This window comes from Geobacillus sp. B4113_201601 (assembly GCF_001587475.1).
Classification (GTDB): Bacteria; Bacillota; Bacilli; order Bacillales; family Anoxybacillaceae; genus Geobacillus; species Geobacillus icigianus.
Genome location: NZ_LQYX01000025.1, coordinates 42,423 through 64,091 on the forward strand (window position 1 = coordinate 42,423; position 21,669 = coordinate 64,091).

The window sequence follows — 21,669 nt, forward strand, 5'->3', positions numbered from 1 at the left end:
TGAATGGGCACCCCATCACGAGCGACGGGGTGCTCGATAGCCGGACAGATCTGTCTCATGGCCGCCCGCCACCAAAAATGGAAACGCATCAATCGGACGGACGTGTCTCTCCATCGCCCGCCCTAACCGGCCTTTGCCTGCAAGGGCGACAAACTGCACGCTGCTTCCAAGAACGCGACACGCTCGCGCATTGTGACGAACGCCAAACGATGAAAAGCCTTAGACGCCAAACGGATTAAGCGGACGCGGACCATAATATGACAGCACGCTTTTCGTTTCGGTGTACAAATCAAGCGCCTCGATAGACAGCTCGCGCCCAAATCCGGACTGTTTGTAGCCGCCAAACGGCGTGCCTGGGAAAGCGGAGAATGGGCTGTTGACCATGACAATACCGGAACGCAGCTGTTTGGCTACGCGAACAGCGCGGCCATGATCTTTTGTCCAAATCGCGGCGGCCAGTCCATAGTCGCTGTCGTTCGCCAATTCAATGGCTTCGGCTTCATCGCGGAATTTCATCACGACGACAACCGGTCCAAAAATTTCTTCGCGAACCGCTTTCATTTGCTGGTTCACGTTCGTCAAAATCGTCGGTTCATACCAGTAACCGTTTTCAAAGCCGGCCACGACCGCCTCTTTTCCGCCGGCGGCGATCGTCGCTCCATCAGCGACCGCGGACTGCACATACTCATCGATCACTTCGAGCTGACCGCGGCTGATGATCGCTCCCACATGCGTGCCGGCATCAAACGGATCACCGAGCTTCAGCTGTTTCGTTTTGGCCACGAACGCTTCCATAAACTCATCATAGATGCTTTCATGCACATACAAGCGGGAGCGCGCCTCGCACGATTGGCCGCTGTTGTAGAAAATGCCGAACAATGAGCCGGCGACAGCGGCTTCCAAATCAGCGTCCGCAAACACAAGGCTCGGCGATTTGCCACCCAGCTCGAGCGTCACCCGTTTTAATGTTTTCGCCGCTTTCTCCATAATTTCCTTGCCGACCGGCGTCGATCCGGTAAACGCCACTTTGTCGACAAGCGGATGTTCGACCAAATCGTCCCCAACTTCCGCTCCGGCGCCTGTCACCACATTGACGACCCCTTCCGGCACGCCAGCCTCATGGCAAATTTCCGCCAGCACAAGGCAGGTGAGCGGCGTCAGCGACGCTGGTTTGACGACAACCGAGCATCCCGCGGCAATGGCTGGCGCAATTTTCCAAGCTGCCATCATGAGCGGATAGTTCCAAGGAATAATTTGGGCGCACACGCCGACAGGCTCCTTTTCTGTATAGTTGTGAAACGCCCCCGGCATCGGGTTGACCGCCCCGCGGTGCCCAATGATCGCCCCAGCGAAAAATTCAAAGTCTTCAATCGCCTGCATCACTTGCCCTTGAGCCGCCGACAACGCTTTGCCGGTATTCAAAATTTCCAACTCCACCAATTCATTGAAACGTTCGCGCATGATGGACGCAATTTGGTATAAGATGCGCGCCCGTTTTTGCACCGGAAAATGACGCCATTTCCCGCGGTCAAACGCTTGCCGCGCCGCCTGCACCGCACGCTCGGCATCCTCGCGCGTCCCTTTGGCGACGCGAGCGACCGGTTCGCCCGTGGCCGGATTGGTGACGACCAACGTTTCGCCCGCGGCGCTTTCGACCCGCTCCCCATTGATAATCAAATGATAGAAATCGCGTTTCGTCGGCATCGGTTCCATTTTCTTTTGCTTGACAGTCGCCATCGTTTTTTCCCCCTTGCTTAGTTTCCTTGGAAAATCGGTTTCTGTTTCTCAAAAAATGCCTTAACGCCTTCGCGGTGGTCGGATGTCAATCCCGCGATGCGCTGGCATTCCGCTTCCCGTTCGAGGTAGCGGTCAAACGTCGCTTCTTGGCTTTCGCGAAGCAGTCGTTTGATCAGTCCAATCGCCTTCGTCGGCATGGCCGCCAGCCGCTCGGCAAACTGCTTGACTTCCTCTTCCCAAGACGAGAGCGGAATCACCTTGGTGGCCAGCCCAAGAGCAACGGCTTCCTCGGCAGCCACTTTTTCCCCGAGCACCGCAAGCTCAAGCGCCTTTGCCCGCCCGATGAGGCGCGGCAAATAGTACAGATGCCCCGCATCCGGCACAAGACCGACGTGAATAAACGCGGGAGCGAAACTCGCCTTTTCCGAGAGAAGCCGGAAATCACACGCCAGCGCCAAGCTCATGCCCGCGCCGGCCGCCGCTCCGTTCACCGCGGCGACAATCGGCTTTTCCAGATGATGAAGCGCTTTCATCATCGGCGCGTATCGGGTGCGCAACACGTCGCCATGGTCCATTTCTTCCGTCACGCCGCTCAAGTCTTCGCCGGCGCAAAACGCTCGGCCGGCGCCGGTGATCACCACACAGCGGACGTTTTGATCCGCTCCTGCTTGCTTCAGCGCCTTTGTCACTTCTGCATTCATTTGTTCCGTAAACGCATTGAGCTGATCCGGGCGGTTGAGCGTCAGCCAGGCGACTTGCCCCTTCACTTCATAACGGATCGTTTCGTACATCGGACGCCCCCCTTATTTTCCTTGGAAGCGCGGCTTTCGTTTTTCGAGGAAGGCCGCCATTCCTTCTTTTTGGTCTTCCGAGGCGAACAATAGGTAAAAGTTTTTCCGCTCAAATTGCATGCCTTCATACAGCGGATAGTCGACCGCTTTTTGCACCGCCTCTTTGATCAGCCGAAGAGCCAAAGGCGGCTGTTCAGCGAGACGCCCGGCCAACCGCATCGTTTCTTCCATTAAAAGCTCTGGGCTGACGACACGGGTGACAATCCCTAGCTGCTCGGCTTCTTTCGCCGACATGCGCGCCCCGGTCCAAAGCCACTCGAGCGCCCGCTTCGGCCCAATGAGCTTCGTCAGCCGCTGCGTGCCTCCCGCTCCTGGCATGACGCCGAGGTTGACTTCTGGAAAACCGAATTCCGCTGCGGCCGAAGCGATGATCCAATCGCATGACAGCGCCAGCTCGAAGCCGCCGCCGAGCGCTAAGCCGTTGACAGCGGCAATCATCGGCGTTTTCACGAGGGACAGACGATCCCAATCGGCAAACTGGTTCAGCCACTCAAGACGAATGGGGTCATCGTCCGCCATCTCTTGAATATCGGCCCCAGCGGCGAACGCCCGCCCGCGCCCGGTGAGCACAATGACACGCACGGCTTCATCCCGGTCGAACGATTCGACGGCAGCGACGATTTCCGCCACCATCTGACGGCTGAGCGCATTCAACACATCAGGGCGGGCCAGTTCAATGACGCCAACCGCTCCCTCTTGCCGCACCGCAAGGAACGTCCACTCACTCATGTTCCACTTCCTCACCGACCATAAAGGTGACGAGATCGCCGGCAAATGACATGACATCTTTGGCCGATGCCTTCGCTTCTTTCGTTTTCATCGCCTCTTGGAACGCCTCTTGGCTGTCGTAATACATTTCACACAACAAATAATACTCGCTTTCCGTCCCCATCGGCGTCCCCGTAATTTTCGTCACCTCGATTTTTCGGAGGCCAGGAATTTTTTCCGTCAGCGGCACATGCGTTCCATAATAATGGGCGTCAAACTGTTCCTTATCTTTCGGCTGTTTGTACAAGGCAATCATTTTAAACATCACGAACGTCTCCTTTCCCTTTTCTTATCCCGAAATCAATACCGGCTTCATCGCCTCAAACGGATTTTTGCATTGTTTGCAGTAGAAAATGCTGCGGCAGGCGGTCGGGCCGAACAAATTTTCCATGATGGTCCGCTCCGTCCCGCAATACGGGCACTCGACTTGCCACGCCCCTGACGGCATTTGCCGCGGCGGCGGAGCGATGCCAAACTGCTTCAGCCGCTCCCGTCCGGCTTCGCTGATCCGATCGGACGTCCACGGCGGATGGCGGAGAAACTCAACCGTCACCGCTGAAGCCCCTGCTTGCTTCACCGCTTCCTCCACCCGCGTGCGGATGATATCAAGCGCCGGACAGCCGAGAAACGTCGGCAGCAGACAGACCGAGACCGCTTCATCCCGAACGTCAACCTGTTCCACCATCCCAAGCTCGACAATGCTAATCGAATGAATCTCTGGGTCTTTCACCGTTTCTAACGCTTTCCAAACCTCTTCATTTGTCATGGCTCTCCCTCACATTTTCCAACCCGCTGCCGCTTTCCCGCTTCGGTTGCCTAGTGCACCGTTTTGCTCCTTGAACAAACACATCAAGAGGCGTCACGCCCAACGCCGCATGTTGGCAAACAGCGGCTCCGGCATTACCATATCGCATGCGGGACGGCGCGGTATACTTCTGACAACGTCGCCAGCGCTTCGTCCAAATCGGGCGTATGTTCGCCGTTGCGGCCGTTGCCATGCTTCATGCCAAACGGCATCGGCCACTCAAGCCCCACTTCGGCAAACGCCGGCGCCAGCGCGGCAATGGTGTTTTCGGTCAGCACCTTTTCCTCATCAATCAGCCCCCACCGCACCATGTCCGTTCCTTTCGCTCCGAGCGTCAACACACCGGCAAAATCAGCGGCCACGTCTTGAATGGCTTTGGTCATTCGCGTCCGCGCTTCCCCAGGGGCATTCGTCAGCTGGACAAACCACGTATGCCAATGAAGCAAATGGTAGTGCAGCTCCACTTGAATTTTCGCCGCTACTTCCGCGAGCGGGGCATAGCTGCTTTTGGTCAGCGATTCGAGACGGACGCGCTTCGCCTGCGTATAAAAATAGTGGCGAACAACGGTGAACGCCCAATCATAGCGAGGCTCACGCAAATAATGCCCCGGGCCGTTCGCCCGTTCGAGCAAAACCGCATTGCGCCGGGCCGAAGCCGGGCGGGCGTGCGCCAGTTCGTCGGCTGATCCACAGCCAAGATCTTCAAGCAGCTGATAATACATGGCCGCATGGCCCATCGTGTCCTGACTGATGGAAGAAAACGCGATGTCCTCCTCAATATGCGGCGCCAGGCCGAGCCATTCCGAGCCGCGGTAGGCAAGCAAAAAGTCATCGTCGGCCAGCTGGAACAACAGCTCCGTCAACGCCTCCCGGCCGTTCGCATCGACATGCTTTTCACTCATCGTTGAATCTCGCCTTTCCATGACAAAATTTCTTTTTCGTCCAACGCCTGTTGTTCGTATTTGCGCCACCGCTTTTTCAAATCCCCATATCCCCGCGTCAGCCGGTAATCTTTGTTGTCAAGCCGCTTGAGCGCTGCTTTTTCGTCTTCACTCATCCGCCGGATATAGTCCCGCTTTACGACCCAAAGGTCAGCGACCGGCTCACGGCGCATAAAGTTTTCCTGCGCCATCACGAGCGCGATCTCCTCATTGGGGGCAAGCAGACTGAATTGATGCTGCATCGGTGCATCCGGCGCTTTGCGGCTGAACACCTCAAACACTTGATAAAACCCTTGTTCTTTCCCCGCCATGGCCATCCCTCCTCATCCGGCCGTCCGCACCGCACTGAGCGCCTCGCGCACCCAGGCGTTTTGCTTGTATGCCGTCCGCCGCAGCTCCAGCCGCTCTTGCGATTTTGGACCGTTGTTGCGAATGATTTGTTTAAACTTCTCCCAGTCCGGCTGCCGGTAAATCCATTGGCCCTTCTCTTTGTCAAAACGCATTGTCTCATCCGGAATCTTCAGACCAAGCGCCCCAATGCGCGGCACATATTTCGTAAAGAAGTCTTGGCGCAGCTGTTCATTCGTTTTCGTGCGGATGCGGTATTTGATCGTGATGTCTTGCTTCGAGGTTCCCGTCGTGTCGGCCGTCGGCGGGCCGAAAAACATGAGCAACGCCTCCCACCAACGGTTGAGCGCCTCTTGCAGCATCTCCTTCTGCTCCTTCGTCCCTTCGGCGAGCGCCAAAATGATCGACTCGCCGTGCTGGGCGTGAAACACTTCCTCGGCGCAAATGCGCTTCAGCGCCCGTGCGTACGGTCCGTATGAGGCATCCAGCATGTTCGTCTGCGTCATAATCGCCGCCCCGTCGACAAGCCACCCGATCAGCCCGGCGTCCGCCCATGTCGGCGCCGGCATATGAAACACATTATGAAACTTCAACCGTTCGTTCAATAAATCTTCGATCATATCTTCCCGCGTTTTCCCAAGCGGCGCCAGCAAATCTTCCGCCACCCGCAGCAGCAGCTGGCCGTGCCCCATCTCGTCCTGCACCTTCGCCATGATGCCAAGCTTCCGGCGCAGCGACGGCGCTTTCGGCACCCATTCTTTTTCCGGAAGCGCTCCCATAATTTCGCTCACCGCATGCATCGCAATCAGCTTGATGAGCGTCATTCGATATTCATCCGGCATCCAGTCATCGGCTTCGATCTTTTCCCCCGCCTCGATGCGCTGCATAAACCGTTCGTATTTCTCCTCATCTGACAGGCGGGTGAACGTCATCATCGCTGCCATCCTTCCTCCTCCTGTAAAAATTTTAATATATAACGTTTATTTAACGTTATTATATTTTAACGTTATAAAATTAGCAACTATTTTTTCAATCGTTACACCGCATGCTCTTGTCCGCGCCGGTCAACGACACGCACCGCTTTTCCTTCCGAGCGCGGGAGCGTTTTTGGAGGATGGAGATGAACGTCAATCGAAATGAGGCAGTGTGTTTTCAGCAGCGCTTGAATGCGGTGGATGAGTCGGTCGACCGCTTCCCCTTGCAACTTTCCGCCTATCTCACCGTAAAATTGCTCGGTCACTTCGGCATGCAATTCCACCGCTTCCAAATGTCCGTTTCGGAGACGGTGCAGCTGATAGTGCGGAGCCAGTTCCGAGACACGAAGCAGATGGTGTTCAATTTCCGACGGGAACACGTTGACGCCGCGGATGATGATCATATCATCAACCCGCCCCTTGACCCGCGACATGCGCGCCGTCGTCCGCCCGCAAGCACACCGCTCTCTCGTCACGGAAGCGATATCGCCCGTCCGGTAGCGGATGACCGGAAACGCCTCTTTCATCAAGCTCGTAAACACCAACTCTCCTTCTTCCCCTTCCGCCACCGGCTCGAGCGTGTTCGGGTCGATCACTTCCACGAGGAAATGGTCCTCGGCGATATGGAGGCCGTTTTGCGCTTCGTGGCATTCCATCGCCACCCCCGGGCCGATCACTTCACTCAGCCCGTAAATGTCGCACGCCTTCATATCAAACGTTTCTTCAAGCGTGCGCCGCATTTCCTCGGACCACGGTTCCGCCCCGAAGATGCCGTATTTGAGCGATGTTTGCCGCGGGTCTTTGCCCAGCTCTTTCATCCGCTCGGCAATGTTCAATACATAGGACGGCGTGGCGCAAATGACGGTCGGCTGAAAATCTTCAATGATCATCACTTGCCGGTCGGTGTTACCCCCGGATACCGGCACCGTCACGGCGCCAAGCCGCTCGCTGCCATAATGCAGCCCGAGCCCGCCCGTAAACAGCCCGTATCCATAAGCGTTGTGAATCACATCCCCCGGTTTTCCGCCCGCGATGACAATCGCCCGCGCCACAATATCGGCCCAGTGCTCAATGTCCTTCTTCGTGTAAGCGACCACCGTCGGTTTGCCGCTTGTGCCGCTTGAAGCGTGCACACGGACGCATTGGGAAAGATCGACCGCGAGCAGACCAAACGGATAATGGTCCCGCAAATCCCGCTTTGTCGTAAACGGGAGTTTGCGCACATCCTCAAGCGTGCGGATGTCCTCCGGCTTCACTCCGCATTCCTCAAACCGTTGCCGATAAAACGGCACCCGCGCATACACCCGCTCTGCCGTCACCCGCAGCCGCTCGAGCTGGAGCGCCTCAAGCTCCCAGCGTGCAGCCGTCTCGATGTCATGGAAAATCATCGTTTCCGCCCTCCTTTTTAAAGCGCTTCCAAAAATACAAAAATATATAACGTTATATAAACGTAATATATATAAAATATCATATCTAATCTTAAAATAGTCTAAATATTATAAAATGTCAATATCGTTTTTGCCTTCATCCGCCAAGAAAAAAGCAGCCGCTTTCGGTTCTTCGTTTCTGACAAAGGCACGCAGAAACAGGCGCCCCGCAGCCGAAGTCCGCGCCAAAGGCGTTGTTTGCGGCGCTCCCGTGCTTCATACGATATAGGTTGTAATAAAGAATTTCCGACCTCCATGTCCCGGCTTTATCACCTGACAAGCTGGCACGGTGACAAGAAGATTGAACAATGCCATGTAAACCCAAATTGCAACTTATATAGTCGAATACGCTTTTCATATCGTGAAATCGGCGCGACAAAATAAAAAAGGGGATCCGTCAACGGCTGGATCCCCTTCGTGATCATATGCGCTTCCGCCTCTGCTAGGCGACAAACTGCTAAATTTTCATCATCTCCTCGACATCTTGCCGCGCTTTATCAAGCGAACGCGGTATACGACAAACCACTAAATTTTCATCATCCTCAGAAGCGTTGCGTGAACGGATTTCGATCCATCCATACGACAAACTACTAAATTTTCATAATCCCGCCCGTGCTCGCCGAGGTGACATGTTTCGAGTAGCGGGCGAGGTACCCGGTTTTCACTTTCGGCTCAAAGCCTTTCCAGTTCGCTTTGCGCCGTTCGAGCTCTTCGTCGGACAGCTTGACGTTGATCGTCCGTTTCACTGTGTCGATTTCAATGATATCGCCGTCTTGGATGAAGGCGATTGGGCCGCCTTCCGCCGCTTCCGGAGACACATGCCCGACCGACAGGCCGCGCGAGGCGCCGGAGAAGCGGCCGTCGGTCACAAGCGCCACCTTGGTGCCAAGCCCCATGCCGACAATTTGCGATGTTGGCGCCAGCATTTCCGGCATGCCTGGACCGCCTTTTGGCCCTTCATAGCGGATGACGACGACATGACCCGGTTGGATTTTGCCGCTGGCGATGCCTTCCAGCGCCTCTTCCTGCGAATCAAAGACGATCGCCGGGCCTTCATGGCGGGTAATGCCGCCTTGAACCGCGCCCGTTTTAATGACGGCACCGTCCGGAGCCAAGTTGCCGAACAAAATGGCGAGGCCCCCCGTTTCCGAATACGGGTTGTCAATCGGCCGAATGACGTCATCGTTTTTCACTTCACAGCCGGCGATGTTTTCACCGAGCGTCTTGCCGGTGACGGTCAGCGTATCCAAATGCAGCGTCCCTTCTTTTTTCGCCAATTCATTCAGCACCGCCGAGACGCCGCCGGCTTCGTGCAAATCTTCAATGTAATGAATATCGGAGGCCGGTGCGAGCTTCGCCAAGTGCGGCACGCGGGCGGCGATTTCGTTGATCCGCTCGAGCGAGTAGTCAATGCCCGCTTCATTGGCGATCGCCAGCGTATGCAGCACCGTGTTCGTCGAGCCGCCGAGCGCCATATCGAGCGCGAACGCGTTGTCAATCGCTTTTTCCGTCACGATGTCGCGCGGCTTAATATCATGCTCAATCAAATACATGAGCTGCTTCGCTGAGCGGCGGACGAGCTCTTTGCGCGCCGGGTCGACCGCCAAAATCGTGCCGTTGCCCGGCAAAGCCAACCCAAGCGCTTCAGCCAAACAGTTCATCGAGTTGGCGGTAAACATGCCGGAACACGACCCGCACGTCGGACAGCCGTAGCGTTCGAGCTCTTCCAACCCTTTTTCATCGAGCGTTCCACCCAAATACGCGCCGACGCCTTCAAACACGGACGAAAGCGAGATTTTGCGCCCATCTTTCGTGACACCGGCTTTCATCGGCCCGCCGCTGACGAAAATCGTCGGGATGTTGAGCCGCATCGCTGCCATCATCATCCCCGGCGTAATCTTGTCACAGTTGGGAATGCACACCATACCGTCAAACCAGTGCGCGGAAATGACCGTTTCAATCGAATCCGCGATGATTTCCCGGCTCGGAAGCGAATAGCGCATCCCAATATGGCCCATCGCAATGCCGTCATCAACGCCGATCGTATTCATTTCAAACGGGACGCCGCCCGCCTCGCGAATCGCTTCTTTGACGATTTTTCCAAACTCTTGCAAATGGACGTGCCCCGGAATGATGTCGATGTACGAGTTGACCACGGCAATAAACGGTTTGTCAAAATCTTCGTCTTTCACGCCAGCCGCCCGCAGCAAACTCCGATGCGGAGCACGGTCAAACCCTTTTTTGATCATGTCACTGCGCCGTTTTTTCATCTGTTGTCCCTCCATCGTACAAAGTGCTAGGTTGCTAGTATTGTACCACTTTTTCTAATAGAAAGACAATTATCTTTATTTTGAATACGTTTTCATTTGCTGCCTGCAATCCAAGTCAGCGGCAGCGCCGCTTCCCAGCCAAGCTCCGGCCGTTCGCCATTCCTTTGCGCCAGCGAAAGCGGCTGTATCCCGATCGCCTCGCCAAACAGACCGGAAAAGCTGGTGAAAATGCTGTTCGTACCATGGCCAGCGTTCGCTGGGAAATAAAGACGGTTTGCGCTTTTTCTCCATGCTTCCACCCAACGGAACGGCGGTCACCGGGTTTCCCGGCGGAGGACAACGGCCGCAAGCGGGGAAGGCGGCACGGAACACATTGGTCGCCCGGTTTCCCGATGGAGGACAACGAGCGGTTTGCGCTGCGTTGATCGTTCCGTTTCCTTCTCTCTTGACAACAGCCGAATTTGCCGGCATAATTTCTTACAAACTATCTATCGTTCTGGACGATGACAATGGATCAACGGGAACGGCACGGGACTAGTAAACCGAGGGAACGCGCCAGAGAGTGGAACCCATAGGCTGGAAGGTTCCTCGCGGGAAGCCGGTTGAACCTGCCCTAGACGGCCGCTTATGCAAACATAAGCCGCATGCCTGCGTTATAGGCCAGAGGTGGGCGCTTTGTGCGCCAAAAAAGGTGGTACCGCGGAACGCTTTTCCGTCCTTTTGCCAAAGGAGGAGAAGCGTTTTTTTTGTTGGCCGCCTTTCCAACGGGCGGCAAACAACAATGGAATCGACAGCGGCAAAACTCGCAAAGGAGGGAACGCCATGAAACGGCAGCGCGTCGTCGTCAAAATCGGAAGCAGCTCGCTCACCGATCCAAAAGGCGGCCTATGCCTTGACAAACTTCATGATCACGTCGAAGCCATGGCACACCTGAAACAGCTTGGCCATGACGTCATTCTCATCACTTCGGGGGCGGTCGCGGCCGGGTTCGGACCGTTAGGCTACCCGGCGCGGCCGACGACGCTCGCCGGCAAACAGGCGGCCGCCGCCGTCGGACAAAGCCTGCTCATGCAGGCGTACAGTTCGGCGTTCGCCCGATTCGGCTTCACCGCCGCCCAATTGTTGTTGACGCGCAGCGATTTTTACAGCCGCGAGCGGTTTCGCAACTTGTTTACGACGATCACGACATTGCTTGAGCACGGCGCCGTCCCAGTCATTAACGAAAACGATCCGGTTTCCGCTGAGGAGCTGACGTTTGGCGACAATGACATGCTTTCCGCCTTGGTCGCCGGCTTTTTGCACGCCGATGCGCTCGTTTTGCTCACCGACATTAACGGGCTGTACGACGCCAATCCGAAAACGAACCCGCAGGCGAAAAAGTATGCCTTTTTGCCGGAGATTACAAGCGAGATGCTCGCCTCAGCCGGCGACAGCGGCTCAGCGGTCGGCACCGGCGGCATGCGCTCAAAGCTGTTGGCCGCCCGAAAAGCGCTCTCGTTCGGTGTCAGCGTCTTCATCGGCACGGAAAGCGGCAAAGAAAAGCTCGCCGATATTTTGGCTGGAAAAGGCGACGGTACGTACATCGGCGTTCCGTTTCCGAAACCAATGCAAATGCGCAAGCAATGGATCGCCTATCACGCCCCCGTTTCCGGCACGATCACCGTTGACAGCGGCGCCGAGGAAGCGCTGCTTGTGCGCGGGAAAAGCTTGCTTCCCGCCGGCGTCACGGCCGTTTCCGGCGACTTCCATGCGATGGATGTCGTCGACGTCGTCAATGAAAAAGGCATTACCATCGGCCGCGGCCAAGTGTATTACGCCGCCGCCGATTTGAAAAAAGTGAAAGGGCGGCCGAGCGAAGAGGCCCGGCAATACTCTTACCTTCACCGCCCGGAAGTCATCCACCGCGACAATTGGGTCACTTTGCGAAAGGAGCGTGTCCAAAGATGAACGAACTGCTGGAAAAAGCCGAACGGTTGAAAACGGCGGCACACACGTTAGCCATGCTGTCTACCGAAGAAAAAAACGCGGCATTGGAACAGATCGCCCAAGCCATCGACCGCGAACGGGCCGTCATTTTGGCGGCAAACGAAAACGATATGGCCGCCGGCCGCGCGCAAGGGCTGTCGCCGGCTTTGCTTGACCGGCTGCAGCTCACGAATGAACGGATCGATCAAATCATCGGTGGCGTCCGCCAAGTCGCTTCATTGCCTGACCCGGTCGGGGAAATCGTAGCCGAATGGACGCGGCCGAACGGGCTTCGCATTCAAACGGTGCGCGTGCCGCTTGGGGTGATCGGCATGGTGTATGAGGCGCGCCCGAACGTGACGGTCGATGCCGCCAGCCTTTGCCTAAAAACGGGCAATGCCGTCTTGCTCCGTGGCAGCTCATCGGCGCTTCATTCCAACAAAGCGCTTGTGGCCGTCATGAAAGAGGCGCTTCGCACAACGGCCATCCCGGAAACCGCCATTGAGCTGCTCGAAGACACGAGCCGGGAAACGGCCCAGCGCATGTTCCGCCTCAACGACTATCTTGATGTCCTCATTCCGCGCGGCGGAGCGGGGTTGATCCGCTCGGTCGTCGAAAACGCCACCGTGCCAGTGCTCGAGACCGGTGTCGGCAACTGCCATATTTTCATCGACGAATCAGCCGAGCGGTCGATGGCGGTCGATATCGTCGTAAACGCCAAACTGCAGCGTCCGTCCGTCTGCAACGCCGTCGAAACGGTGCTCATTCACGAACAGTGGCCGCACGCCGGCGAGCTGCTTGAGGCGCTTCACGCTCGCGGCGTCGAGCTGCGCGGCGACCGCCGCCTTGCCGCTATGCATCCGTTTGTCAACGAAGCGACAGAAGAAGACTGGCATACGGAATATTTGGCGCCGATTTTAGCCGTGAAACTCGTCGCCGATGTCGATGAAGCGATCGAGCATATCCGCCGCTACGGGACGAAACATTCGGAAGCGATCATCACCGAAAACGAGGCGCACGTCCGCCGCTTTTTCCAAGCGGTCGACGCGGCGGTCTTGTACCATAACGCGTCCACCCGCTTCACGGATGGCGAACAGTTCGGCTACGGGGCGGAAATCGGCATCAGCACCCAAAAGCTGCATGCCCGCGGGCCGATGGGGCTTGTGGCCATCACGACAACGAAATCGCTCGTGTACGGGACCGGGCAAATTCGAACCGTGTAACCAAAGGCGGGAAGCGGGACCCCCTGCACTCCCGTTCTTTCGATGCACACAACGATCAGGAAAGAAGGGGGGCCACGATGCCGTTCATTGATTTTCGCAGCGATACCGTGACCAAACCGACGCCAGAGATGCGCCGGGCGATGTCAGAAGCCGAAGTCGGTGACGACGTATACGGCGAAGATCCGACCGTCAACCGTTGAGAAGCGTTGGCGGCCAAAATGCTTGGAAAAGAAGACGCCTTGTTCGTCACAAGCGGCACGCAAGGAAACGAAGTCGCCATCTTGACGCATTGCCGCCCGGGAGATGAGGTGATATTGGAAGCCGAATCGCACATTTTCTTGTCTGAGGCGGGAGCAGCAGCGGCGCTCGCCGGCGTCTTGGCTGCGCCGGGCATCATTGCCCTTGAAACAATGGTCGACCGCCTCGCTTCCCGATTTGGAAGCACCTTTATTCCTTTTTCTGAAAAGCAGTACACTTGGGAAAATATCGTTTTCCTTTACAGTCCCTCCTAACCAGAAAACGACCCGGACCGCCTATGGCTTTCGGGTCGTTTTCGTTGTCCTCCTTCCCTGCTTTCTGTCAACGTTCGCTTCGCGGTGCCGCAAACACCCAACAGCGGCTGCCAACGAAGTTCACCGCCATGCCCATGACCGTGGCCACACCTTTCGCGAGCCAAAGCGGGCCGAGCCGTTCGGCCGCCAACAAGACGACAAGCGACACTCCGAGCGACAGCCCGTTGACGGCAAGAAACCGAAGCAGTTCCCCGATATTCGCCCTTTGCTTCATTTGAAACGTCCAGCGCCGGTTCCAAACGTAGCTGTTTGCCACCCCGGCGCCATAAGAAGCGACTTGCGCCGCGGCCGCAGGAACGCCTGCGGCGGTGAGCAGAAAAAAGACAGCGAAGTCGACCGCCGTATTGCCCACCCCGACGACGGCAAACCGCCATAAGGCTTGTTTTTCTTTACGGAATGTAGGAAGGCTTTCGTTCATGTCTCGTTCCGACTCCCCATGTTTCATTGACAATATACAGAGGCCGCTCTTTCACTTCATCGTAAATGCGGCCGATGTATTCACCGGTAATCCCAAGCATCGTCATCGTCACTCCGTTGCAAAACAGCATGACCATCAACAGCGATGCCCATCCGGCCACGGTCGAATGGGTGAACCACTTCAAGTACAATACCGCCATCATGCCGACTGCACTTGCCGCCGACAAAGCAAACCCAAGCCAGCTCGCCAATTTGAGCGGCTTATGCGAAAAAGACGTAATGCCGTCTAACGAAAAACGAATCATCTTTTTCAATGGATACTTTGTCTCCCCAGCCAGCCGCGGCTCTCGCTCGTATTCCACCGCTATGTGCCGAAAACCGACCCAGCTGACAAGCCCGCGGACAAAACGATTTCGCTCCCTCATATAGCGTAACTGATTGCACACTTTCCGGTCAATGAGACGAAAATCGCCGGTATCAGTGGGAATGTCGATCTCGGTCGCTGCCCGCAGCAAGCGGTAAAACACATACGCTGTCCATCGCTTGAACAACGTCTCCCCCTTCCGCTTGACGCGCCGGGCATAGACAACATCATACCCTTCTTTCCATCGCGCGATCATGTCCCAAATCAGTTCAGGAGGATCTTGCAAGTCGGCGTCAATGATGATAACAGCTTGGCCAGAGGCGTAATCCATTCCTGCTGTAATCGCGATTTGATGGCCGAAATTGCGGGAGAAGTCAATGTACTTCACCGTTTCATCTTTCACGGCCAGTTCCCTCAAGATATCGAGCGTCCCATCGGTGCTGCCGTCATTCACAAACAACAATTCGTACGGCTCACCTGTTTGCTCCATCACTGTTTTCAGCCGTCGGTACGTCTCACGGATCACAAGCGCTTCATTATAGACAGGAATAATGACAGAATAGGTCGCCATTGATTTCCCTCCTTGCTTCCTCTATGAATTTCTTCGGCTACGAACACCCTCACCAATTTTGCCACCGGCTGCTTTACGTTTTCCTCTATGAATTTCCTCGGCTACGAAGCAGATCACCCGCCAATGATCGGCTTGAATCAGCTTCAATTATTTTAATAGAGAATCCCATAAAAAACGCTTTTCTACTAATGAAAACAGCGATGGATGTCGGCTGTTTTTCTCGAGCCCTTTATCCGTTATATACGTAGAGCGTCATTTCTCTGCGCTCCATTCCACCGTTTAAGGCCTTTTCTCCGCCACTCCATTCTGAAAATGGAACTTCTTTGCAATGTGTTTGAATCCATTGAACAAGCTCCTGATTTCCTCGCCCTTCACCGGAAAGGAGAAAATACTTCACCTCACCGTTGCGAGCCATTTTCTCTAGCTTCTTCGGCGTTAGTACGGGATCCGTTCCGCCGAATCCGCCCATCGCCATCACCGCTCGATCGGTGTGAAGCATCAACTCCGCCGCTTCGGTCGCGCGGATGGTGGCCGCTAAATATTTGGCTTTACCCGCACGCTGCTCCAAATACGACACTAACGCTGTCAACGAGCGCGAAGTTTGCCACCGCCCCGCTCCATCGCCAGGTTGGCCCGTCTCTCCTCTCAGCGAACGCTCCTCTTGTCCATCCGGCATCGCGGCTGTCGGCATGGGCGCGCCTCTATCTCGTTGTAAATCTGGTCCAGCGTATGGAATGGTGCTGTTTGTCCCATATAGCACTGGCGTCAGCGACCAATAGGCCGGCAATGCCAGCACGCCAATGAGCGCCGCTCGATAGACGATCCGCCTCACATGCTCGCGGCCTTCCATCGCGAACCAAAGGCAAACCATTGCAAGTCCGTAAAATCCGACAGCGAGCGGCCATACTGGGGAGAACGAGCTACGGTACTGCCAAGCTGTCCATCCTTCAAACGCATACGTCGCCACTAGGGCGGCCGGGAACAACCATCTCGTCCACCGTTCGCTGGACGCCAACATCGCTCCACCTGCCCCCACTAATACCGCTATAGCCGGCGCCAGCATACTTAAATAATAGCGGTGATAAAATCCGGCAATGCTAAAAAATACGAGCATCGGACCAAGCCAGGCGAACCAAAAGAGCAAGAATTGATGAAACGCGGTTATCTGCCGGCGTCGCCATACGTCTATTCCCAAACCGATCGCTACAACAGCCGCAAACGGCAACAGCCAGCTCGCCTGCCCAGCAAGCGGCAGCTGAAACAAACGAAAGACGCCCGGGTCACCAATCTCGCCGCCACCAATGCCACCCATCCCACCTCTAGGCACAGATGGCGGACTTTGCAGTTGACTGCCCACCGTTGGCGGCGCCCCTCCTGACCCATCCGGAAACGCCGTTCCCGCTTTGTCGTTGAACGGCGCCCTGTCATCAACAGGTGGCTGCGCGTTGCCATTAACATCCGCCCTCCCCTTTCCGCCACCAGGTCCAGCTTCCCCGGTCAACCGCTCAATTCCGTTATATCCGAGCGCCAACTCTAACACAGAATTCGTCTGACTGCCCCCGATATACGGACGCTTTTCAGCAGGAATCAGCGCTGCCGCAGCCGCATACGAAAGCGAAACCGAAAGCAGCACGATCGTCGCCACCAGTAAATGCCCGGCCCGTTTTTTCCACGGCCCCCGCCCAGCGAGCCAGTAAAATAAGTAAAACGCCGGGAGCACCATGTACGCCTGCAACATTTTCATATTGAATCCGATGCCGACGACCGCAAAACTGCCAACCAGCCACGTCCATCGTTGCGTCATCACCGCCTTCATCAGCATCCAAGTCGCAAAGAGCAATGTGAACACCAAAACGGCATCGATATTGTTCGTCCGCGCCACAGCGACGAACGCCGGGGTGCAAGAAAAGGCGAAACTTGCCCACCGCGCCGCTGTCTGTCCGGCCCACGGCCGGACGATGACATAAATCATCCATGTAGACGCGATCCCCGCCACCGCTTCCGGAAGCAAAACACTCCAATCACTAACGCCAAACAGTTTCACGCTGAGCGCCTGCAACCAAAGAGCGACTGGGGGCTTATCAACGGTAATAAATCCCTCCGGGTCGAGGGCGGCAAAGAAAAACGCCTTCCAGCTTGCCGCCATGCTTTTCGCCGCTGCCGTGTAATAGACGTTAGAACCGCTGTTTCCTATTTGATAGAGATGCAAAAAAGCCGACCAAGCTATGATTGCAATGATCCATCCATCCAATTTCCATTGTTTTTTCTTCATGAACGCTCCCTTTCTCTCGTTTTCTTTTTTTCTACTAAGGGGAACCGCAGCGATGCCCCTTAACCGACGCCAGATGACATGGAACGAGAAGCCGATCCCACCCAAGGTCTCTTCATTTGAAAAACAAGGGGGGTGATACAACATGCTTCTTATCATCACCCGTCTTCTATGGTTACGTTACATAATGTTGGTGAAAGTTTGGTGAAAAAATGAAACGAGTGGACTAGATTTTCATTTTCCCGATGCCGGCCATGTGCTATGATCAGAGTAAAGGAGGTGAAACTCATGGAAGGCGAAACGATCGTGCAGCAAATTCTAAAGGCGCTTGACTTGCATTCCGATCAACTCCGTCAACAAATGAAGGAAATGGAAGATCGATTGCGCGCCGAAATTCAAGATACAGAAAACCGATTACGTACTGAACTTCAAGAAACAGAAGACCGATTGCGCGCCGAGATTCAGGATACCGAAAATCGGCTGTATGCCAAAATTCGAGAGGCGGAAGGCCGGTTGCACCAAAAACTTTTGGATTTGGAAAAGCGCACGGATGCTCGATTTGAGCGCTTGGAAACGAAAATGAACTATTGGCGCCTTGAATGGTCGGAAACGCAGGAAACGGTTGACTTCCTCGCCCGCAAAACTCTCCAACATGAACGAAAACTCCGTTCCCGGGCTGAACAAAACGAAATCTCCTGAAAACTGAAAAAGAAACAAGCCCGCCGGCCGCCAGCATGTTTTTTGCTTGACGGCCGGTTGGGCTTTTGTCTCGTGCTTGCCAAATTCTTGGACAGACAACCGCCTTGATCGATCATCGTTATGTCAAACAGCGGCCAATGTTGCGGGGCGTGCTTCTTATTCGTTTCCTTGTCGCTTGGCGATGTCTGCGCCGGAAAACGCCGCTTTCATCGCTTCATACGACGGCTTCAGCCGCTCGTGGTAGCGCGGCGTCTCCCACGTCGGCCACGTGTACGTGTAAAACTGCCGAGCCGGCAGCACATTCCCTTCCAGCGCCGGGAATGAAAATGAGCGCTCCCCGTCGGCGACATACACGGCATCATAGCCATCCATCGTGTTCGGAAGTGGGCGCACTTCGTATGCCCCGCCGCCCTTTGGCACAAATCCGACATAATCGCGCGCCGCATCATACGTCTCACCGTTCCGGTGCACGTACTCTTGCGCCCGGAGCAGCCAAACAAGCCCTTGGTGCTCGCGGTACGACCGATCCGGCACCGTGTCATCGACAATGAGCAGCTCAAGCTCCGTTTCCGGCTTCAGCCACCAAAGCCAATACGGCGCCGACAGAAGCAGCACCACCAAGACAATATACACATAAAGCCAGCGGAACGCCCTTTTCTCCATCTCCCCACTCTCCCTCACACCCGGTATCTTCCTTATAACAAAAGGAGCGCTTGTCCAGCAAGCACAAACAGGCATTTCTGCCCAAAAAAGAAAAGAAACGCTGGGCCGTTCGTCCTCCCCCACTCGCAGAACGCGCCCCCATGTCCGATCCCCAACACGAAACAAGCCTCTCTGACGGCTTCTGAAAACGAGTCCGTCCATCACTCACATCCACACCCTTGCCGATCAAGGATGCGAGACTGAACGCAAGGTGAGGACAAGCGGATCTGGCCCGCGAACCGCTTTGACCGGGCCCGCCAACCCCACTTATTGGAAAAACCGCGATGACAACGCCGGCCTCTCCCGCTCCGTCACCAGCTTTCGATGCAGCCATCCAACCGAGGCACGAAGTCGGCCTGCATCATTACCGTCAGATTCCCGCTCCGCCACCGGCTCTTGCCGCGGCCATCCAACACGAAAAGGCAAGCTCCCGACAAGAGCCTGCCTTTTCGTCATGACCATCTATCGATTCGGTTCATATACATCCCACGTCCATTTGATCGAGCCAACGATTTGCTCGGCCGCCTGTTCGGCTTCAAGCTCATTCAGCACCACGCGGGAATGATGGAGGGCGTAAGCCGACTGCCGCTGGAAAAACAGCTGCTCCACCTCTTCCAATGTTTTGTTTTTCAGCACCGGCCGGCTGTCGACAATGAGCGGCAGGCGCTCTTCTTTCCATTGATCCCATGACAAGTCAAGGAAAAAGACGATCCCATGAGCGAGGCAGGCGCGCCGCACCTCCTCCTGCAAATACGCGCCGCCGCCAAGCGATAAAATTTTCAACCTTGTCTTCGTGCATAAATCGATGATTATCTCGCGCTCCACCTTGCGAAAGTACGCTTCCCCTTTTTGCGCGAAAATCTCCGAAATCGACATCCCGTGCCGCCGCTCGATTTCCGCGTCGACATCGATAAAATCGCGGTACAGCTTTTTCGCCACCAGCTGCCCGATCGTCGTTTTTCCCGCCCCCATAAAGCCGATCAATATGATGTTCCGCTCGCGGAGCGGGATGGCGGTTTGCCTGTTCACGATGAACTCCCCTTTCTCCTTCAGCCAGCAACTCATCGTCTTCCCGTATGTAACAACAAATCAACGGCTATATTTTTGCAATACCGACAGCACCGCCCGCACGTCTTCGATCGGGATTTGCCCTGGAGCGGAGCTTTGTTGGCCGACGGCGAACGTAACCGCCGAACCAAACAGCCATCCGACAAGCCGCGTCATCGCGCCTAACCCACCCATCGACATCGTAATGAGGGGAATGGAAAGCTCCCGCCGTGCCCGCTGCGTCGCCTCGAGCAATACAAGCACATCTTCCGGCGACGACGGCATGACCGCCACTTTCGCTATATCCGCACCGCTCTGCGCGGCTCGACGCATCATGTCCACCAGCACCTCTTCCGGAGGCGTACCATCGAAATGGTGGCTCGAGACAACAAGCCGCACCCCGCAATCATGAGCGACGCGGCGCACGTCGGCGATGCGCTCCCCGTAAGCGAATTCGCAGTCAATAAGATCGATGGCTCCGCTTTCACACACGGCTTTCATTAATTGCCGCTTTTCCTTCTCATCAAGCGAAATCGGCTGCCCTCCTTCCCGCTCCGAACGGATGGTAAACAAAACGGGAATGTCTCCCGCCACATGCCGCAGCTCGTTCACTACGGCCAACACGCGCTCTTGATCGCCGATGTGATGAAAAAAATCGGCCCGCCATTCGATCAGATCGGGCTTCTTTTGGCAAACCTCCTCCACCTCGCGCAGCACCTGCTCTGCATCCGCCCCGACAACCGGCGCGCAAAGGCATGGTTTGTCGCCGCCAATGATGACATTTCTAACTTTGATCACGTTCGCTGAAATCCCCATTCATCGCTCCCCCATTCATCACCTTGCCCAATCTAACACGGCGGCCAGCCGTCGAAAAAACCAACTTCCGCAAACGAAGATCGTCCGCTCATCACCAACCGTCTGGCCATGCGTCACCCAATCGGTCATTCACCAATTGCTTGATCGCCAAACCACGGTGATATGTCATCTTTTCTCCATCATAAGCCAACTCCCGCCCGTTGCGCAAGCCGAACATCCCCCGCACAGTGACACAACAGCCATTCAACTAAACAAAAAACACCCAGGAAAACGGCAACATCGCCCTTCCTAGGTGTTGCATAGACCAAGCCGCCGAAAAATGCGCTATCCTTTGTCAAGCAATCCGGCGGGATGGCAGATTTAGATCCTCTCCGCAAGGACCAATTCTTTCAACTTGACTGTTGAACAGATTAAACAAGGTCTCTCAGAGGCCGGTGATTTAAGGGAGCAGGTCGCTTACCCACCTCGCTTCTCAAACGGAAAAGCCTTGTCGCATCAGGATCGTCTTTCAAACGCTTCCCCCATTGCTGAAAAGAAACAACCGTTTTTCACCAGCCCTCTCAGGAATGTTGTTTCAATCCTCTCCACGAAGCCCACTACTTTCAACAGCATCTTCATTTTACTCTTGACTCTTTAAAAGGATGGTGACAAAAGGAACAGGTTGCTTCACCGCCTTGTTTCTCGAATTGAGAAACTTTGCGACATCAGCTTCTCGTTTCACGTCATCCGACGTCAGCTAGGGGCGATCGCTGTTTTTCACCAGCCTTCTAAGGCGGCAAGAGGCCATTTTGCAAACCCCTCACATCCCCTCAAATCATAAAAATTGATTATGTCAACTTGTACAGCTGACCGAATCTGTCAAACGTTCAAACTATTGATCTATCAATACCATGTTTCGTGAAT

The 21,669-nt window shown here is 55.5% G+C and carries 20 protein-coding genes and 1 pseudogene; 4 read left to right on the top strand and 17 right to left on the bottom strand.

Going from position 1 to position 21,669, the window contains the following annotated elements; genetic code table 11:
• Positions 1-219: 219 nt before the first annotated feature.
• From B4113_RS03465 to B4113_RS19350, 11 genes are all read right to left on the bottom strand, one after another.
• Positions 220-1,737 (bottom strand): aldehyde dehydrogenase, encoded by a 1,518-nt coding sequence (locus B4113_RS03465; RefSeq protein WP_033843718.1) that lies wholly within the window; start codon positions 1,735-1,737, stop codon positions 220-222.
• A 17-nt stretch (positions 1,738-1,754) separates the two neighbouring features.
• Positions 1,755-2,528, bottom strand: a complete 774-nt coding sequence (locus tag B4113_RS03470) for an enoyl-CoA hydratase-related protein (RefSeq protein ID WP_033843716.1) — start codon at positions 2,526-2,528, stop codon at positions 1,755-1,757.
• 12 nt (positions 2,529-2,540) lie between these two features.
• Positions 2,541-3,317 carry an enoyl-CoA hydratase/isomerase family protein gene (locus B4113_RS03475; RefSeq protein ID WP_033021318.1) on the bottom strand — a complete coding sequence of 259 codons (777 nt, stop codon included), beginning with the start codon at positions 3,315-3,317 and terminating at the stop codon, positions 2,541-2,543.
• On the bottom strand, positions 3,310-3,621 hold the full coding sequence (locus B4113_RS03480) for an EthD family reductase (RefSeq protein WP_031408974.1): 312 nt from the start codon (positions 3,619-3,621) through the stop codon (positions 3,310-3,312). The genes B4113_RS03475 and B4113_RS03480 overlap by 8 nt, the downstream gene beginning before the upstream one ends.
• A 24-nt stretch (positions 3,622-3,645) precedes the next feature.
• The gene (paaD, locus tag B4113_RS03485) at positions 3,646-4,122 is read right to left on the bottom strand and encodes a 1,2-phenylacetyl-CoA epoxidase subunit PaaD (protein ID WP_033843715.1); all 477 of its coding nucleotides are present in this window, start codon (positions 4,120-4,122) and stop codon (positions 3,646-3,648) included.
• Between the two features lie 134 nt (positions 4,123-4,256).
• A complete protein-coding gene (gene paaC / locus B4113_RS03490) occupies positions 4,257-5,084 on the bottom strand; it encodes a 1,2-phenylacetyl-CoA epoxidase subunit PaaC (RefSeq protein WP_033843714.1) in 828 nt (275 codons plus the stop codon).
• On the bottom strand, positions 5,060-5,413 hold the full coding sequence (gene paaB / locus B4113_RS03495) for a 1,2-phenylacetyl-CoA epoxidase subunit PaaB (RefSeq protein WP_033843712.1): 354 nt from the start codon (positions 5,411-5,413) through the stop codon (positions 5,060-5,062). Before paaB ends, paaC begins: the two co-directional genes overlap by 25 nt.
• Positions 5,414-5,425: 12 nt before the next feature.
• The gene (paaA, locus tag B4113_RS03500) at positions 5,426-6,394 is read right to left on the bottom strand and encodes a 1,2-phenylacetyl-CoA epoxidase subunit PaaA (protein WP_033843710.1); all 969 of its coding nucleotides are present in this window, start codon (positions 6,392-6,394) and stop codon (positions 5,426-5,428) included.
• Positions 6,395-6,486: 92 nt separating this feature from the next.
• Complete coding sequence (gene paaK / locus B4113_RS03505; protein ID WP_061912217.1) at positions 6,487-7,812, bottom strand: phenylacetate--CoA ligase PaaK; 1,326 nt, start codon at positions 7,810-7,812, stop codon at positions 6,487-6,489.
• A 629-nt stretch (positions 7,813-8,441) separates the two neighbouring features.
• A complete protein-coding gene (gene ilvD / locus B4113_RS03510; protein WP_033019062.1) occupies positions 8,442-10,121 on the bottom strand; it encodes a dihydroxy-acid dehydratase in 1,680 nt (559 codons plus the stop codon).
• Positions 10,122-10,213: 92 nt separating this feature from the next.
• Complete coding sequence (locus tag B4113_RS19350; RefSeq protein WP_131385675.1) at positions 10,214-10,420, bottom strand: hypothetical protein; 207 nt, start codon at positions 10,418-10,420, stop codon at positions 10,214-10,216.
• Between the two features lie 523 nt (positions 10,421-10,943).
• Here B4113_RS19350 and proB point away from each other — a divergent pair.
• The 3 genes and pseudogenes from proB to B4113_RS03530 all read left to right on the top strand — a co-directional run.
• Positions 10,944-12,068 (top strand): glutamate 5-kinase, encoded by a 1,125-nt coding sequence (proB, locus tag B4113_RS03520; RefSeq protein ID WP_033019066.1) that lies wholly within the window; start codon positions 10,944-10,946, stop codon positions 12,066-12,068.
• Positions 12,065-13,309, top strand: coding sequence for a glutamate-5-semialdehyde dehydrogenase (locus tag B4113_RS03525; protein WP_033019060.1), 1,245 nt, complete (start codon positions 12,065-12,067; stop codon positions 13,307-13,309). The genes proB and B4113_RS03525 overlap by 4 nt, the downstream gene beginning before the upstream one ends.
• 77 nt (positions 13,310-13,386) lie before the next feature.
• Positions 13,387-13,686: pseudogene (locus tag B4113_RS03530) on the top strand (low specificity L-threonine aldolase); the annotation flags it as partial.
• A 202-nt stretch (positions 13,687-13,888) separates the two neighbouring features.
• Here B4113_RS03530 and B4113_RS03535 read toward each other — a convergent pair.
• The 3 genes from B4113_RS03535 to B4113_RS03545 form a co-directional block, all read right to left on the bottom strand.
• The gene (locus tag B4113_RS03535) at positions 13,889-14,299 is read right to left on the bottom strand and encodes a GtrA family protein (RefSeq protein WP_033019058.1); all 411 of its coding nucleotides are present in this window, start codon (positions 14,297-14,299) and stop codon (positions 13,889-13,891) included.
• A complete protein-coding gene (locus tag B4113_RS03540; RefSeq protein ID WP_033019057.1) occupies positions 14,271-15,233 on the bottom strand; it encodes a glycosyltransferase family 2 protein in 963 nt (320 codons plus the stop codon). Before B4113_RS03540 ends, B4113_RS03535 begins: the two co-directional genes overlap by 29 nt.
• 229 nt (positions 15,234-15,462) lie before the next feature.
• Positions 15,463-17,505 carry a glycosyltransferase family 39 protein gene (locus B4113_RS03545; protein WP_061912219.1) on the bottom strand — a complete coding sequence of 681 codons (2,043 nt, stop codon included), beginning with the start codon at positions 17,503-17,505 and terminating at the stop codon, positions 15,463-15,465.
• 285 nt (positions 17,506-17,790) lie between these two features.
• Between B4113_RS03545 and B4113_RS03550 the strand changes: the two genes are divergently transcribed.
• Positions 17,791-18,201: a hypothetical protein gene (locus B4113_RS03550; RefSeq protein ID WP_033843701.1), complete on the top strand. Its 411-nt coding sequence runs from the start codon at positions 17,791-17,793 to the stop codon at positions 18,199-18,201.
• 156 nt (positions 18,202-18,357) lie between these two features.
• Here B4113_RS03550 and B4113_RS20240 read toward each other — a convergent pair whose 3' ends face one another.
• From B4113_RS20240 to aroD, 3 genes are all read right to left on the bottom strand, one after another.
• Positions 18,358-18,864, bottom strand: coding sequence for a hypothetical protein (locus B4113_RS20240; RefSeq protein WP_033843700.1), 507 nt, complete (start codon positions 18,862-18,864; stop codon positions 18,358-18,360).
• A 501-nt stretch (positions 18,865-19,365) separates the two neighbouring features.
• Entirely contained in the window at positions 19,366-19,932 is a 567-nt protein-coding gene (locus B4113_RS03565; protein ID WP_033843696.1) for a shikimate kinase, read from the bottom strand.
• A gap of 60 nt (positions 19,933-19,992) precedes the next feature.
• Positions 19,993-20,766 carry a type I 3-dehydroquinate dehydratase gene (gene aroD, locus B4113_RS03570; protein ID WP_033843695.1) on the bottom strand — a complete coding sequence of 258 codons (774 nt, stop codon included), beginning with the start codon at positions 20,764-20,766 and terminating at the stop codon, positions 19,993-19,995.
• Between the last annotated feature and the right edge of the window lie 903 nt (positions 20,767-21,669).

Coding starts and splice junctions, on each gene's coding strand:
- ilvD (WP_033019062.1), bottom strand. CDS start 10,121: ATGAAAAAACGGCGCAGTGACATGATCAAAAAAGGGTTTGACCGTGCT.
- paaD (WP_033843715.1), bottom strand. CDS start 4,122: ATGACAAATGAAGAGGTTTGGAAAGCGTTAGAAACGGTGAAAGACCCA.
- B4113_RS03465 (WP_033843718.1), bottom strand. CDS start 1,737: ATGGCGACTGTCAAGCAAAAGAAAATGGAACCGATGCCGACGAAACGC.
- B4113_RS03475 (WP_033021318.1), bottom strand. CDS start 3,317: ATGAGTGAGTGGACGTTCCTTGCGGTGCGGCAAGAGGGAGCGGTTGGC.
- paaK (WP_061912217.1), bottom strand. CDS start 7,812: ATGATTTTCCATGACATCGAGACGGCTGCACGCTGGGAGCTTGAGGCG.
- paaA (WP_033843710.1), bottom strand. CDS start 6,394: ATGGCAGCGATGATGACGTTCACCCGCCTGTCAGATGAGGAGAAATAC.
- B4113_RS03535 (WP_033019058.1), bottom strand. CDS start 14,299: ATGAACGAAAGCCTTCCTACATTCCGTAAAGAAAAACAAGCCTTATGG.
- B4113_RS20240 (WP_033843700.1), bottom strand. CDS start 18,864: ATGGAGAAAAGGGCGTTCCGCTGGCTTTATGTGTATATTGTCTTGGTG.
- B4113_RS03525 (WP_033019060.1), top strand. CDS start 12,065: ATGAACGAACTGCTGGAAAAAGCCGAACGGTTGAAAACGGCGGCACAC.
- B4113_RS03545 (WP_061912219.1), bottom strand. CDS start 17,505: ATGAAGAAAAAACAATGGAAATTGGATGGATGGATCATTGCAATCATA.
- B4113_RS03470 (WP_033843716.1), bottom strand. CDS start 2,528: ATGTACGAAACGATCCGTTATGAAGTGAAGGGGCAAGTCGCCTGGCTG.
- B4113_RS03550 (WP_033843701.1), top strand. CDS start 17,791: ATGGAAGGCGAAACGATCGTGCAGCAAATTCTAAAGGCGCTTGACTTG.
- B4113_RS03480 (WP_031408974.1), bottom strand. CDS start 3,621: ATGTTTAAAATGATTGCCTTGTACAAACAGCCGAAAGATAAGGAACAG.
- aroD (WP_033843695.1), bottom strand. CDS start 20,766: ATGGGGATTTCAGCGAACGTGATCAAAGTTAGAAATGTCATCATTGGC.
- B4113_RS03540 (WP_033019057.1), bottom strand. CDS start 15,233: ATGGCGACCTATTCTGTCATTATTCCTGTCTATAATGAAGCGCTTGTG.
- proB (WP_033019066.1), top strand. CDS start 10,944: ATGAAACGGCAGCGCGTCGTCGTCAAAATCGGAAGCAGCTCGCTCACC.
- paaC (WP_033843714.1), bottom strand. CDS start 5,084: ATGGAAAGGCGAGATTCAACGATGAGTGAAAAGCATGTCGATGCGAAC.
- paaB (WP_033843712.1), bottom strand. CDS start 5,413: ATGGCGGGGAAAGAACAAGGGTTTTATCAAGTGTTTGAGGTGTTCAGC.